Origin of the sequence: Burkholderia sp. Ac-20349 (genome assembly GCF_017104865.1) — a bacterium.
GTDB lineage: Bacteria > Pseudomonadota > Gammaproteobacteria > Burkholderiales > Burkholderiaceae > Burkholderia > Burkholderia aenigmatica.
The window spans coordinates 88,406-102,081 of record NZ_JAAGPM010000001.1 but is presented as its reverse complement, the minus strand read 5'-3'; the positions used below and the strand labels follow the sequence as shown (position 1 = coordinate 102,081).

Below are 13,676 nucleotides of genomic sequence, written 5' to 3'. Positions count from 1 at the left end.
TTTTCTTTTGCAGCGCTTGCTGGCATGGCCGGCGAGCGGTCAATGCCCGGCGAGCGTATCCAGCGCGTCGCCCGTGATACGCACGATGCGCCAGTCGGGCAGCACGGTTGCGCCCATCTTTTCGTAGAAATCGATCGCAGGCTGGTTCCAGTCGAGAACCGACCATTCGAAGCGCGCGCACCGGCGTTCGACGGCCAATGCCGCGAGGTGACGCAGCATCGCGGTGCCGAGGCCCGTGCCGCGCTGCGACGGCTGCACGTACAGATCCTCGAGATAGAGGCCGCGACGGCCGAGGAACGTCGAATAATTGTGGAAGAACAGCGCATACGCGACGATCGCGCCGTCGCGTTCGGCCACGCGCGCCTCGGCAGCAGGGTGCGCGCCGAACAGCGCGTCGGCGAGATCGACCTCGGTCGCGACGAACAGGTGCGTGAGCTTCTCGAACTCGGCCAGTTCGCGCATCAGCGCGAGGATCGCGCCGACGTCGCGCGCTTGGGCCGCGCGGATCAGCGGTGTGCCGCTCACGCTTCCTCCGGCGGATCGGACAGCACGATCTCGATGCCGCCGAAGCGCGATGCGACCCAGTTGTACGCGTGGCACGCGATCCACAGCAGCACGAAGCCGAGGATGGCGTTCAGCAGCAGCGCGCTCAGGATCGTGCTCAGTTCGACCATCCCGTAGCGGATGTACGCGACGAGAATGCCGAGCAGCACGATCGGCACGCTGAACGTCAGGTACACGAGGATCAGCGCCTTTGCGGTCTGCCCCGCGGCGATCGACGAAATTTGTTTCTTCATGTGCGGATTGCCCCGTAGAGAGTTACCGATAGTGGAATTCAGATCAGGCCGTCGAGCGGCAGGATGTCGACCGGGGTGCCCGCGTCGACTGCCGCGGTATCGTGGCCCAGGACTATGAAACAGTTGGCGGCCGAGAGGCCGCTCAGCGACGCGGAACTCTGCGAGCCCGCCGGTGCGACGTGCCAGCGGCCGTCGGCGGCGCGTGTCGCGATGCCGCGCAGGTAGTCGGTGCGGCCCGCGCGCGACTTCAGCGCATGCGTGCTGAGTGCCGTATGCATGGCCGGCGGCTGGGCCTGCGCGCCGGCCAGCGTCAGCAGCGCGGGGCGCACGATCGCGTAGAACGTCACAGCTGACGCGACCGGATTGCCGGGCAGCCCGAAAAACAGCGCGCGACCGGCGCCCTCGGCCGCGCGTGCGAGCGTGCCGCACGCGAGCGGCCGGCCGGGACGCAGCGCGAGGCTGGCGAACGTCACGTCGCCGAGCCGTGCCATGACGTCGCGCGTGAAGTCGGCTTCGCCGACCGATACGCCGCCCGACGTGATGACCGCGTCGGCCTGCGCGGCGACGGCGTCGCGCAATGCGGCTTCGAGCGCGACCGGGTCGTCGCGGACGATCCCGAGATCGACCGCGTCGACATGCAGCCTTTCGAGCATCGCGATCAGCATCCCGCGATTGCTGTCGTACAGTGCGCCGGGGCCGAGCGGCTCGCCGGGCTCGCGCAGCTCGTCACCGGTGGAGAACACGGCGACGCGCACGCGCCGGCGCACCGTGACCTGGGTGATACCGAACGACGCGAGCAGGCCGAGATCGGACGGCCGCAGGATGCGGCCCGCGGCGAGCGCGCAGGCGCCGCGCGCGAGATCCTCGCCGGCCTTGCGGCAGTTCGCGCCGCGCGCGATGTCGTGCGCGGCGAAGTGGATCGTGTCGCCGTCGACGCGCACGCGTTCCTGCGGAATCACCGTGTCGCAGCCGGCCGGCATCGGCGCGCCCGTCATGATGCGCACGCAGGATCCGGCCGCCACGGCGCCGTCGAACGGATGGCCGGCGAGCGCGGTGCCGGCGACCGTCAGCGCGACGTCCGCTTGCGGGCCGGCGCTACCGTCGAACGCATAGCCGTCCATCGCCGAGTTGTCGTACGCGGGGATGTCGAACGGCGCGTTCACGTCGGCCGCGAGCACGCGGTCGAGCGCATCGCGCAGCGTGACCGTGTCGCACGCGTCGACGGGCACCGCGAAGCGGCACGCGAGCGCCTGCGCGTCGGCGAGCGACAGAGGGGCATCGGAATCGGGTGCGGTTCGGGAGATGGGCGAGGATTGCGTGATCATCAGTCGGACTGCGCCGCAAGGCGTATCGGGTTCGTGGCCGGTGGCGCGAGGAGGGCGCCTGGACGCGGGTTTCGCGTGCGGCAGGCGCCGGGCGGGAACCGCATGGGTGCCGTCAGCGGCGGGCCAGCGCGGCGAGTTCCTGCCAGGAGTTGGCATTGTAAAACGCACGCTCGTCGTGAAACTCGACTTCGACCGTCTTGTGGCGTGCGTACCACGCACGCACCTTGCGATCGCCGGCCGCGAGCCGGGCGGCGAGATCGTCGGCCAGCGATGTGCGCAGCAGCGCGAACGTCGGCTGCGGCGAGCGTGCCTGCTGCGCGTCGACGGTTACCGCCATGGCGATGTCGGCCTGCTGCGCATCGAGCGCCGCCTGCAGCCGTGCGACGAGGTCGGCAGGCAGATAGGGCGTATCGCATGGTGAGCACGCGACGAGCGGCGCGCGTGCCGCCCGCATGCCGGCGAGCAGGCCCGCGAGCGGGCCGGGGAAGTCGGGTGTTGCGTCCGCGACGATACGCGCGTCGAACGGCGCACCGAGCTCGGCATAGCGATCGGCATGACGATTCGCGCTGATCAGCGTCTCGTCGACCTGCGGTGAGAGCCGGCGCAGCACGTGCAGCGCGAGCGGCGTGCCGTCGAGCAGCTGCAGGCCCTTGTCGACGCCGTCCATGCGCGTGGCGCGCCCGCCTGCGAGCAGCAGGCCGGCGATCGTGGGAGAGGCGGTGGCGGGCATCGTGAGAAGGCGGGAGGGGCAGCGTGCGTCAGCCGCCGATATACGACATTTCGACCCGCTTGCCCGCGCCGTCGGGCAACGCGTCGGCAGACGCGCTGCCGCGCAGTTGCGAATAGCGGTCGGTGCGCGCCTGCCAGATGCGGGCGATCGCGGTCGCGATCTCGGCGTCGCTCGCGCCGCCGCGCACGAGCGCGCGCAGGTCGTGGCCCGTCGACGCGAACAGGCACAGGTACAGCTTGCCTTCGGTCGACAGCCGCGCGCGCGTGCAGTCACCGCAGAAGGCCTGCGTGACGCTCGAAATCACGCCGATCTCGCCGCTGCCGTCCGCATAGGCCCAGCGCTGCGCGGTTTCCGCCGCCGTGTGCGGCTCGAGCGGCACGAGCGGGACGTGTTCGGCGATCCGTGCGATGACGTCCGCCGATGGCAGCACTTCGGTCATGTTCCAGCCGTTCGACGTGCCCACGTCCATGTATTCGATGAAGCGCAGGATCACGCCGGTGCCGCGGAAACGCTCGGCCATCGGCAGGATCTCGCTGTCGTTGGTGCCGCGCTTCACGACCATGTTGACCTTGACCGGCGCGAGGCCCACGGCCTGGGCGGCGAAGATGCCGTCGAGCACGTCGGCGCTCGCGAACTCGGCATCGTTCATGCGCTTGAACAACGTATCGTCGAGCGCGTCGAGGCTGACCGTCACGCGCGTGAGCCCGGCGTCCTTCAGCGCGCGCGCCTTGCGCGCGAGCAGCGAACCGTTGGTCGTGAGCGTCAGGTCGAGCGGGCGGCCGTCATGGGTGGTCAGGCGGGCGAGGCGCTCGATCAGGAATTCGAGATTCTTGCGCAGCAGCGGCTCGCCGCCCGTGATGCGGATCTTTTCGACGCCGTGTGCGACAAAGAGTCGCGCCACGCGCTCGATTTCCTCGTGCGTGAGCAGCGCGCTGTGCGGCAGGAACGGGTAGTCCTTGTCGAAGACCGCGCGCGGCATGCAGTACACGCAGCGGAAGTTGCAGCGATCCGTCACCGAAATGCGCAGATCGCGCAGCGGCCTGGCGAACGTGTCGGCCAGCGTGCCGTCCGGGGCGTGCGGGATGCCGGAGACGTCCGGCATCCCGCTGACGTCGGCGAGAGGAATGATGCGTCGGGACATGTTGAAAGAAGTGCGAACCAGACCTCTATTTTAGCCGCAAGCGGCGGGTCGGTCCGGTGGGCGGAAACCCGCAGCGCGGACGTGAAAAAGCCCGCCGGAGGCGGGCTTTTCCTGGTCGGACGATGCGTCGATCAGTGATGCGTCGTTTCGACCTGCTGCATCGGGGCCGTATCGGCCGGCGGCAGCGTCTTGCGTTCGCGCGGCACGCGCGCCGGACGCGGGAGTTGCGACGCGGCTTCCTGCGCGGCGGCGAACTTGCCGGCGTCCGTGTTCACCCAGACGAGACCGGCCTGCTCCAGCACGGCATCCAGGCTCGCCGAAGCGGGCGCGGCTACCGGTTGTGCAGGCGCCGGTGCCGGTGCGGCGACGGCCTCGACCGGCGCTGCTTCGACCTGGGCCGGCTCGACAGCCACCGGAGCGGCTTCGGTCGTCACGGCCGGTGCGGCCTGCTCGACGGGTGCCGGCTGCGGCGCCTCGACGGCGACAGGCGCTGCCGGCACTTCGAACGCGTCGGTCGGCGAAACCGCGACCGGAGCCGGACCGGCTTCCGTATCGACGGCCGGTGCAACCGGTGCCGGTTCTGCTGCGTGGGCGACAACCGCTGCTTCGACCGGTGCTGCTTCGACGTGTACCGGTGCCGGCTGCGGCTCGACAGCGGCCGGTGCTACCGGTTCGGCATGGTGCTCGACCACGGCTTCGACGACAACGGCGCTTGCCGCGGCGGCTGCCACGACGACTGCCGGTGCGGCCGTGTGGACCGGTTCGGCAGCAGCCGGGGCTTCCTGCATCTCGGCTTGCACGGTGGTTTCGCCCTCTGCGCCTTGCTCGGCGTGGTCGACGACTGCGCCGTCTTCCTCGCGTTCGCGACGACCGCCGCGGCGGCCGCGACGGCGACGACGGCGTTCCTCGCCATCACGCGCGCCGGCTTCCGCATCGGCTGCCAGATCGGCGCCGGGCAGTGCTTCTGCGACGGCTTGGTCGGTTTCCGGTTCCGGATGGGTTTCGCCACGGTTGACGGTTTCGAGCGTAGCCGCATGCTGGGTCGGCTTGCGACGCTCGCCGCGCTCGCGACGTTCCTGGCGCTCGCCACGACCGGCTGCTTCGACGCCTTCCGGCTGCTCGGCACGCTCACGCGGTTCGCGGTTTTCACGCGGTTCGCGCGGCTCACGGCTTTCGCGCGGCTCGCGGCCTTCGCGCGGGCCACGGCCCTCGCGACCTTCGCGACCCTCACGGCCTTCGCGGTTCTCGCGACCTTCACGCGGTTCACGACCCTCGCGCGGTTCGCGGTTCTCGCGCGGCTCGCGCGCTTCACGCGGTTCGCGTGCTTCCTTGCCTTCGCGTTCCTGGCGTTGCGGCTGGCCACGGCCTGCTGCAGCCTGGTCTCGGCCGCCTTGCGCCTGCTGGGCACCGCCGCGACGGTTGCGGTTGCGATCGCCACCGCGTTCGCCGCGTTGCTCGGACTTCTGTTCGCCGCGAGCCGGACGGGCTGCCTGCTCCTTGACCGGTGCCGGAGCAACCGGTGCGGGCGCGGGTGCCGGCGACACGCCGAACAGACCCTTCAGCCAGCCGATGAAGCCGGTGCTTGCCGGTGCGACAGGCGCGGGCGCGGGTGCGGCAACGGGTTCGACCGGGCGCTGCGGGGCCGGGCTCGGGGCCGGACGCTCGGGCGTGATGCCCTTGACCGCGGCTTCCTGCTTCGGCTTCACTTCCGCCGCGCGCTTGCTGTAGCCGGTTTCCGACTCCAGTTCGCGGGCGGCTTCCTCGGCCATCTTCCAGGACGCGCGCGGATCGTCGAGGCGTGCGTCGTCGTGGCGCAGGCGTTCGAGCTTGTAGTGCGGCGTATCGAGGTGCTTGTTCGGGATCAGCACGATGCCGACCTTGAAGCGCGACTCGATCTTGTTGATTTCCTGACGCTTTTCGTTGAGCAGGAAGGCGGTCACCTCGACCGGCACCTGGCAGTGGATCGCCGCGGTGTTTTCCTTCATCGCTTCTTCCTGAATGATCCGCAGGACCTGCAGCGCGGACGATTCGGTATCGCGGATGTGACCGGTGCCGTTACAACGCGGGCAGGTCACGTGGCTGCCTTCCGACAGGGCCGGACGCAGGCGCTGGCGCGACAGTTCCATCAGGCCGAAACGGGAGATCTTGCCCATCTGGACGCGCGCGCGGTCATGCTTGAGCGCGTCTTTCAAGCGTTGCTCGACTTCGCGCTGGCTCTTCGCCGATTCCATGTCGATGAAATCGATCACGATCAGGCCGCCGAGGTCGCGCAGGCGGAGCTGGCGGGCGACTTCGTCGGCCGCTTCGAGGTTCGTGCGGGTGGCCGTTTCCTCGATGTCCGCGCCCTTGGTCGCGCGCGCCGAGTTCACGTCGATCGCGACGAGCGCTTCGGTGTGGTCGATCACGATCGCGCCGCCCGACGGCAGCGGCACCGTGCGCGAGTACGCGGTCTCGATCTGGTGCTCGATCTGGAAGCGGGAGAAGAGGGGCACGTCGTCGTGGTAGCGCTTCACCTTCGCGACGTTGTCCGGCATCACGATGTCCATGAATGCGCGGGCCTGATCGTGGATCTCGTTCGTATCGATCAGGATTTCGCCGATATCCGGCTGGAAATAGTCCCGGATCGCGCGGATCACGAGGCTCGATTCCAGATAGATCAGCATCGGCTGGCCGGGGTTGCCGCTTTGCGACGCCGCTTCGATCGCGCGCCACAGTTGCAGCAGGTAGTTCAGGTCCCACTGCAGTTCCTCGGCGCTGCGGCCGATGCCCGCGGTACGGGCGATCATGCTCATGCCGTCCGGGATCTGCAGTTGCGCCATCGTCTCGCGCAGTTCCTGACGCTCGTCGCCTTCGATCCGGCGCGACACGCCGCCGCCGCGCGGGTTGTTCGGCATCAGCACCAGGTAGCGACCGGCGAGCGAGATGAACGTGGTGAGGGCAGCGCCCTTGTTGCCGCGCTCTTCCTTCTCGACCTGGACGATCAGCTCCTGGCCTTCGCGCAGGGCATCCTGAATGCGCGCGGAGCGCATGTCGATGCCTTCCTTGAAGTACTGGCGGGCGACTTCCTTGAACGGCAGGAAGCCGTGGCGGTCTTCGCCGTAGTTGACGAAGCACGCTTCGAGCGACGGCTCGATACGGGTGATGACACCTTTGTAGATATTGCCTTTGCGCTGTTCGCGCCCGGCTGTCTCGATGTCGATGTCGATGAGCTTCTGCCCATCGACGATGGCGACGCGCAGCTCCTCCTGCTGCGTCGCATTGAACAGCATGCGTTTCATGAACGACTCCAGGCGGCTCTGCTGGCGGTGCCTCGCGGTTGTCAGTCGCGAGGGCGGGAACGACGGCAGGCCGCGCCTTGTTGTGTTGTCACAAGCACGCTGGAGCGGGAACGATGGCGGGGAGAATTGCCTGAAGAGGCGCTTGGGCCCGAAAGACGGGGCCGGCGGCCGTAGGGCACCTGCGAATACGGCTTCAAAGCACGGCGTTCACACACCGCACGCTGCAAAAGCGCGCTAAGCCTGAGTCCGGGCATTGCCACGGGCGCGCGCAATGGGTCGCGCGCGCCGACGGGCGGCAGATGCTGCGGCTTGGGCCGCAGCGGGGAGTATCGAATCCAGCCCGACTTTCCCGCTTGGGGTGTACTTCCCTGGTTTGACGTCGCCAAGTCCCGCACGCTTCGCGGGACCAAATCGGGCGCAACGCCGTAATTTTCGCAACCGGCAGCTTGCGGACGCACTTCGCGCCGTCTGGCTGCCGATCGAATTCTTTTCAACCAACTTTCCGTTACCGCGGCGCCTTGCCGACCGAATCCGCCTGTGGGCGCGATCCTTGCCGGCGAGCGGTGCCGTGCGTGCAACTTGCTGCATCTCTTTGATTAGGGGCGAGCAGCAGACCCCCGGCGCAAGTAAAATAACGGTTTGCGCTTGCGCCTTGCCCGCTCAGTCCGGGCCGGCCGGTGAGGCCGCCCGCAACGTCAGGCTGGGCAAAATTATATTCAGTATGAACGAGTTAGGCAAAATATCCCAGAATTCGGTCGCAAGCGGCCAGGTATCGATGCTCGAGATCGACGAAAGCTCGGCCGGTCAGCGTATCGACAACTTCCTTTTGCGCGTCTGTAAAGGCGTGCCGAAAAGCCATATTTACCGGATCCTGCGCAGCGGAGAAGTGCGCGTAAATAAGGGTCGGGTCGATGCGCAGTACCGGCTCGCGTTCGGCGACATCGTCCGCGTACCGCCGGTGCGGGTGGCCGCAGCCGACCTTGCGCGCGCCGAGGCGACCATCGTGCCGCCCGCGCACTTCGAGGTGCTGTTCGAGGACGACGCGATGCTCGTCATCAACAAGCCGGCCGGGGTCGCGGTACACGGCGGCAGCGGTGTCGCGTTCGGCGTGATCGAGCAGATGCGCCAGGCACGCCCGCGCGCAAAATTCCTCGAACTGGTGCACCGGCTCGACCGCGAAACGTCCGGCGTCCTGATGCTTGCGAAGAAGCGCACGGCGCTGGTGGGCCTGCACGAGCAGATTCGCGAGAACAGGATGGACAAGCGCTACTTCGCGTGCGTCCACGGTGAATGGCAGTCGGACTGGGGCCGCCGCCGCGCGGTGAAGGCCCCGCTGTTCAAGTATTCGACCCCGGAAGGGGAGCGCCGCGTGCGCGTGCAGGACGACGGGCTGCCATCGCACACGGTGTTCAACCTCGTCGACCTTTGGCCCGAGTACGCGCTGCTCGAAGCGGAACTCAAAACGGGTCGGACCCATCAGATCCGTGTGCACCTCGCGCATCTCGGCCTGCCGATCGCCGGCGACGCCAAGTATGGCGATTTCGCACTGAACAAGGCGCTGGCGCGCGCGAATGCGCAGCCGTCGTTGAAACGGATGTTCCTGCATGCGTACCGGCTGCGGCTCGCTCACCCGCTGACCGGCGAGGCGCTGCAGTTCGACGCGCCGCTGCCGGACGAATGCCGGCGCTTCCTCGACCAACTCAGCGCACTGCGCGATAACGCCTGAACCGCATGGCTCGACAGCAATTTGACCTGATCGTCTTCGACTGGGACGGCACGCTGATGGATTCGACTGCGCATATCGCGCACAGCATCCAGGCTGCATGCCGCGATCTCGGCCTGCCCACGCCGTCCGACGAGGCGTCGCGCTACGTGATCGGCCTCGGCCTGCGCGATGCGCTGCAGATTACGGCTCCGACCCTCGATCCGTCCGACTATTCGCGGCTCGCCGAGCGCTACCGCTATCACTATCTGCTCGACGACCAGCGCATCGAGCTGTTCGCCGGCGTGCGCGAGTTGCTCGCCGAGTTGCGCGACACGGGCTATCTGCTCGCCGTTGCAACCGGCAAGGGGCGGGTCGGGTTGAACCGCGTGCTCGACCAGTCGAAGCTGACGAGCCTGTTCGACGCGACGCGCTGCGCGGACGAGACCTTCTCGAAACCGCATCCGGCGATGCTGCATGAGCTGTCCCGGGAATTGGGGCAGGACCTGTCGCGCACCGTGATGATCGGCGACACGACGCACGACCTGCAGATGGCCGCGAGTGCCGGAGCGGCCGGCGTCGGCGTCGCGTACGGCGCGCATACGGCTGACGCGCTGGCTGCGCTCGCGCCGCGCTTCGTCGCACCGGACGTCGGCGCGCTGGCCGCTTGGCTGCGGGAGCACGCATGAGCGCGGCGCCGGATGCCGTGCGCGTGTGCGCTTCGGATGCCCTGGCTGACGGTGGCGCGGGCGTGCGCGTCGACGCGACGCTGCGCGGCGAGCAGGCTGTCGTGTTCTTCGTGCGCTACGAGGGCCAGGCATACGGTTATCTGAATCGTTGCGCGCATGTGCCGATGGAGCTCGACTGGGCCGAGGGGCAGTTCTTCGAATCGTCGGGCCTCTACCTGATGTGCGCGACGCATGGCGCGATCTACGAGCCGAACACCGGCAAGTGCGTCGGCGGCCCGTGCCGCGGCGGCCGCCTGCGGCCGGTCGAGGTCGACGAGCGCGACACGTCCGACGGGCGTGCGGTATTCTGGGTGCCCGACGCCGACCTGCGTCCCGCCGTTCCCGCCACGACCGACTAACGACAACACTGCATGGCCGACCAACCGAATTCCCCGGATTCCTCCTCCCGTCCCGACAGCCGTGAACCGAACTGGGAGCGTGCGGCGCTCGAGCGGATCGCGCTCGCGGCGGTCAAGGAGCAGCGCGCGGCGCGGCGCTGGAAGATCTTCTTTCGCTTCGCGTTTCTCGCCGTGTTCGTGCTGTTCGCGTTCGCGCTGATCGATTTCTCGAGCGATTCGAAGTTTTCTTCGAGCGGGCGGCATACGGCGCTCGTGACGATCGACGGCGAGATCGCGGCCGGCGTCAACGCGAACGCCGACGACATCAACACGGCGCTCGACGCCGCGTTCGACGACGACGGCACCGCCGGTGTCGTGCTGCGGATCAACAGCCCGGGCGGCAGCCCGGTGCAGGCCGGGATGGTCTACGACGAGATCCGCCGGTTGCGCGCGAAGTATCCGGACAAGCCGCTGTACGTCGTCGTGACCGACATGTGCGCATCGGGCGGCTATTACATCGCGTCGGCGGCCGACAAGATCTTCGTCGACAAGGCGAGCATCGTCGGGTCGATCGGCGTGCTGATGGACGGGTTCGGCTTTACCGGCCTGATGGGCAAGCTCGGCGTCGAGCGGCGTCTGCATACGTCGGGCGAAAACAAGGGCTTCTACGACCCGTTCTCGCCGGAGACGCCGAAGATGGACGCGCATGCGCAGGCATTGCTCGACCAGGTGCACGCGCAGTTCATCAAGGCCGTGAAGGATGGCCGCGGCAAGCGGCTGCACGAGACGCCCGACATGTTCTCGGGCCTGTTCTGGACCGGCGAGAAGAGTGTCGAGCTCGGGCTGGCCGACGGCTACGGCACGACCGACACGGTCGCGCGCGACGTGCTGAAGGCGCCCGATCTCGTCGACTATACGGTGAAGGAAAGCCTGACGAACCGTGTCGCGCGCAAGTTCGGCGCGGCCGTCGGCGGCGCCGCCATGAAGGCGCTGACGGCGGGTGGTGCGTCGGTCAGCTTGCGCTGACCGAAAGCGGGCGGGCCGCAAGGGCCCGCCAGTCGCTTGGCGGTTCGTCTGCTACGGCTTCAGTTCGCCAGCAGCAGGAAGATCGCAGGGCGCTTGTGCAGATTCGGCGCAGGCGCCTTTTTCCAGTCCGCTACGGTGCGGCTCGCGATCGTCTCGGTCGCGAGGGTCAGGTCGGCCGCGACGCAGATCTGCGTCGACGGCGCGCAGGTCGCGACGAGCGTGTCGAGCATCGCGTGATTCCGGTACGGCGTTTCGATGAAGATCTGCGTCTGGCGCGCCTTGCGTGACAGTTGCTCGAGTTCGCGCAGGCGTTTCGCGCGCGCGGCCGCGTCGACCGGCAGGTAGCCGTTGAACGCGAAGCTCTGGCCGTTCAGGCCCGATGCCATCAGCGCGAGCAGAATCGAACTCGGCCCGACGAGCGGCACGACCTTCACGCCGCGCTCGTGCGCGCGGCGCACCAGCAGCGCACCGGGGTCGGCGACGGCCGGGCAGCCGGCCTCCGACACGAGGCCGGCGTCCGCACCGGCCAGAATGGGCGCGAGCAGCCGGTCGATGGCCCCGGCCGGCGTATTGACGTTCAGTTCGCTGATCTCGATTTCCTGGATCGGGCGCGTCGTGCCGATCTTCTTCAGAAACGCGCGCGTCGTTTTCGCGTTCTCGCCGATGTAATAGCCGAGCGTGCCGGCACGCGCCTGGACGGCCGCGGGCAGCACGGCGGCGAGCATCGATTCGTCGCCTTCGCCGAGCGTGTTCGGGACGAGGTAAAGCGTGCCGGCGGTCATGCGCGGTCTCCACGGGTGGTTGCAAACAATGGGTATTCGGCGGCGCGCAGCATGCGCGTGAGCGCGATCAGCGGCAGGCCGACGAGCGCGGTCGGGTCGTTCGAGTCGATCGCGTCGAGCAGCGCGATGCCGAGCCCTTCGGACTTCGCGCTGCCGGCGACGTCGTACGGCGTTTCCGCGCGCAGGTACGCGTCGAGTTCGGCCTCGGGCAGCGCGCGGAAGCGCACGCGCGTGACGATGTCCTCGACCTGCGCTTCGCCCGTCCGGCTGTCGTACAGGCAGAGCGCGCTGTGGAATTCGACTTCGCGGCCCTGCATCGACACGAGTTGCGCGAGCGCGCGCTCATGCGTGCCGGGCTTGCCGATCTGGAGCCCGTCGAAGGTCGCGACCTGGTCCGACCCGATCACGAGCACGCCGTCCGGCGCGTCGATCGTCGCAGCGACGGCGCGTGCTTTCGCGGCGGCGAGGCGCAGGGCGGTCGCGGCCGGCGTTTCGCCGTCGTTCGGGGTTTCGTCGAGGTCGGGCGACACGACGTCGAAGGGGATGCCGAGGCGCTCGAGGAGCGCGCGGCGGTAGCGTGAACTGGAGGCAAGAATCAGCCGCGGCGGGCGGCAAACGGTATCCGGCATGGTCGGTTGGATCGGTGAGTCGTCGGGTGTTGCGCAGCGTTGCGCGGACGCAAGCTTAAGTGATTGACCGCAAAAGGTAAAACAGGTATGCTTTCCCGCTTTTCGTCGGCAGGCTTCCGTTGTGGTGGCGCCTGCCGGGTCTTCGGAAGTAAAGTACGTCATCTGCGGATGAGCCGTACGCGAGCGGTACCAAGCCGGATCCGCAAGTCAGCCTGTAGGCAGGAGCGCACATGAACACTTCTTCTGGCAAACCTGCTGCGGCGCTTGATCCGCACGCGATCGACCTGTTCGAATTCGCCCGCAGCGGGCGGCAGGCAGCGGGCGCGGTACGCCTCTCGCAACTGCCGCGCATGTTAAACGAAGTGCCTGCGGACGCGCCAGATCGCGACACGGTCTTCACATGGCAGGCGGAAGGGTTCACCCAGAAGGAGTTGCAGGACGACGGCGCCGATGGGCAGCAGCCGTATCTGCGCCTTGCGGTGCACGGCCATGCGTGGCTCACGTGCCAGCGCTGCATGACCCCGTACGACCAGACGTTCGGCGTCGACATGACGTACCGGGTCGTCGCGACCGAAGAAGAAGCTGAAGAATTTCCGCTCGACGACGATGAAGCCGATGTGATCGTGGGCTCACGCCAGTTCGATCTCGTCGACTTGATCGAAGAGGAATTGCTGCTTTCGTTGCCGCTCGTGCCCAAGCACGAGGTTTGCCCGGCAGTCCACGAAAGCCTCGTGTCGGGTGCGAGCGGTCCCGCGGAAGAGACGGACGAAGAGTCCGACGAAGCCGGGGACGAAGGCAAACGGCCGAATCCGTTCGCAGCGCTGGAAGCGCTGAAGAAGGACGGTGACGGCACCAAGAAACACTAAGCAGTTGTGGCGCGGGAAGGCGTAAAGGCTTTGGGCCAGGGTAGTTAAGCGCCGGATCGGGCTGTGTTAGAATCCGGAAAATTATTTAGGAGTTAGTCATGGCAGTCCAGCAAAACAAGAAGTCGCCGTCGAAGCGCGGCATGCATCGTTCGCACGATTTCCTGACGGCAGCGCCGCTGGCAGTCGAGCCGAGCACGGGTGAAGTGCATCTGCGTCACCACGTCAGCCCGAACGGCTACTATCGCGGCAAGAAAGTCGTCAAGACGAAGAACGACTAAGCGTCAAGTCACGCGTTGCGCGCTACGCTTGCCGTTCGCGTGACAACTGGTTCGCT

14 protein-coding genes are annotated in these 13,676 nt (G+C 67.7%); 6 read left to right on the top strand and 8 right to left on the bottom strand.

Annotation, left to right across the window (positions count from 1 at the left end; genetic code table 11):
* Positions 1-39: 39 nt before the first annotated feature.
* The 6 genes from G3N61_RS00480 to G3N61_RS00455 form a co-directional block, all read right to left on the bottom strand.
* Positions 40-525, bottom strand: coding sequence for a GNAT family N-acetyltransferase (locus G3N61_RS00480; protein ID WP_205821093.1), 486 nt, complete (start codon positions 523-525; stop codon positions 40-42).
* On the bottom strand, positions 522-797 hold the full coding sequence (locus G3N61_RS00475; RefSeq protein ID WP_006476519.1) for a hypothetical protein: 276 nt from the start codon (positions 795-797) through the stop codon (positions 522-524). The genes G3N61_RS00480 and G3N61_RS00475 overlap by 4 nt, the downstream gene beginning before the upstream one ends.
* 38 nt (positions 798-835) lie before the next feature.
* Complete coding sequence (gene glp / locus G3N61_RS00470) at positions 836-2,122, bottom strand: gephyrin-like molybdotransferase Glp (protein WP_205821092.1); 1,287 nt, start codon at positions 2,120-2,122, stop codon at positions 836-838.
* 112 nt (positions 2,123-2,234) lie between these two features.
* The gene (mobA, locus tag G3N61_RS00465) at positions 2,235-2,852 is read right to left on the bottom strand and encodes a molybdenum cofactor guanylyltransferase MobA (protein ID WP_205821091.1); all 618 of its coding nucleotides are present in this window, start codon (positions 2,850-2,852) and stop codon (positions 2,235-2,237) included.
* Between the two features lie 28 nt (positions 2,853-2,880).
* The gene (gene moaA / locus G3N61_RS00460; protein ID WP_043181948.1) at positions 2,881-3,993 is read right to left on the bottom strand and encodes a GTP 3',8-cyclase MoaA; all 1,113 of its coding nucleotides are present in this window, start codon (positions 3,991-3,993) and stop codon (positions 2,881-2,883) included.
* Between the two features lie 131 nt (positions 3,994-4,124).
* The gene (locus G3N61_RS00455) at positions 4,125-7,271 is read right to left on the bottom strand and encodes an Rne/Rng family ribonuclease (RefSeq protein WP_205821090.1); all 3,147 of its coding nucleotides are present in this window, start codon (positions 7,269-7,271) and stop codon (positions 4,125-4,127) included.
* 721 nt (positions 7,272-7,992) lie between these two features.
* Here G3N61_RS00455 and G3N61_RS00445 point away from each other — a divergent pair.
* The 4 genes from G3N61_RS00445 to G3N61_RS00430 are packed head-to-tail and all read left to right on the top strand — an operon-like array spanning position 7,993 to position 11,065.
* Positions 7,993-8,997, top strand: coding sequence for an RluA family pseudouridine synthase (locus G3N61_RS00445; protein ID WP_175023198.1), 1,005 nt, complete (start codon positions 7,993-7,995; stop codon positions 8,995-8,997).
* Between the two features lie 5 nt (positions 8,998-9,002).
* Entirely contained in the window at positions 9,003-9,662 is a 660-nt protein-coding gene (locus tag G3N61_RS00440; RefSeq protein WP_043181953.1) for an HAD-IA family hydrolase, read from the top strand.
* Positions 9,659-10,060, top strand: coding sequence for a Rieske 2Fe-2S domain-containing protein (locus tag G3N61_RS00435; protein ID WP_043181955.1), 402 nt, complete (start codon positions 9,659-9,661; stop codon positions 10,058-10,060). The genes G3N61_RS00440 and G3N61_RS00435 overlap by 4 nt, the downstream gene beginning before the upstream one ends.
* A gap of 12 nt (positions 10,061-10,072) precedes the next feature.
* The gene (locus tag G3N61_RS00430) at positions 10,073-11,065 is read left to right on the top strand and encodes a S49 family peptidase (protein ID WP_043181957.1); all 993 of its coding nucleotides are present in this window, start codon (positions 10,073-10,075) and stop codon (positions 11,063-11,065) included.
* Positions 11,066-11,124: 59 nt separating this feature from the next.
* Here the strand turns inward: G3N61_RS00430 and G3N61_RS00425 are convergent, their stop codons facing one another.
* Both G3N61_RS00425 and G3N61_RS00420 read right to left on the bottom strand, forming a co-directional pair.
* Complete coding sequence (locus G3N61_RS00425; RefSeq protein WP_043181959.1) at positions 11,125-11,847, bottom strand: SAM-dependent methyltransferase; 723 nt, start codon at positions 11,845-11,847, stop codon at positions 11,125-11,127.
* On the bottom strand, positions 11,844-12,476 hold the full coding sequence (locus G3N61_RS00420; protein WP_205821089.1) for a Maf-like protein: 633 nt from the start codon (positions 12,474-12,476) through the stop codon (positions 11,844-11,846). Before G3N61_RS00420 ends, G3N61_RS00425 begins: the two co-directional genes overlap by 4 nt.
* 230 nt (positions 12,477-12,706) lie before the next feature.
* On the opposite strand from G3N61_RS00420, the gene G3N61_RS00415 reads away from it, so the two are divergent.
* Together G3N61_RS00415 and rpmF are read left to right on the top strand one after the other, a co-directional pair.
* Positions 12,707-13,342, top strand: a complete 636-nt coding sequence (locus G3N61_RS00415; RefSeq protein ID WP_043181963.1) for a DUF177 domain-containing protein — start codon at positions 12,707-12,709, stop codon at positions 13,340-13,342.
* A 98-nt stretch (positions 13,343-13,440) separates the two neighbouring features.
* On the top strand, positions 13,441-13,620 hold the full coding sequence (gene rpmF, locus G3N61_RS00410) for a 50S ribosomal protein L32 (RefSeq protein WP_006051932.1): 180 nt from the start codon (positions 13,441-13,443) through the stop codon (positions 13,618-13,620).
* Positions 13,621-13,676 lie beyond the last annotated feature (56 nt).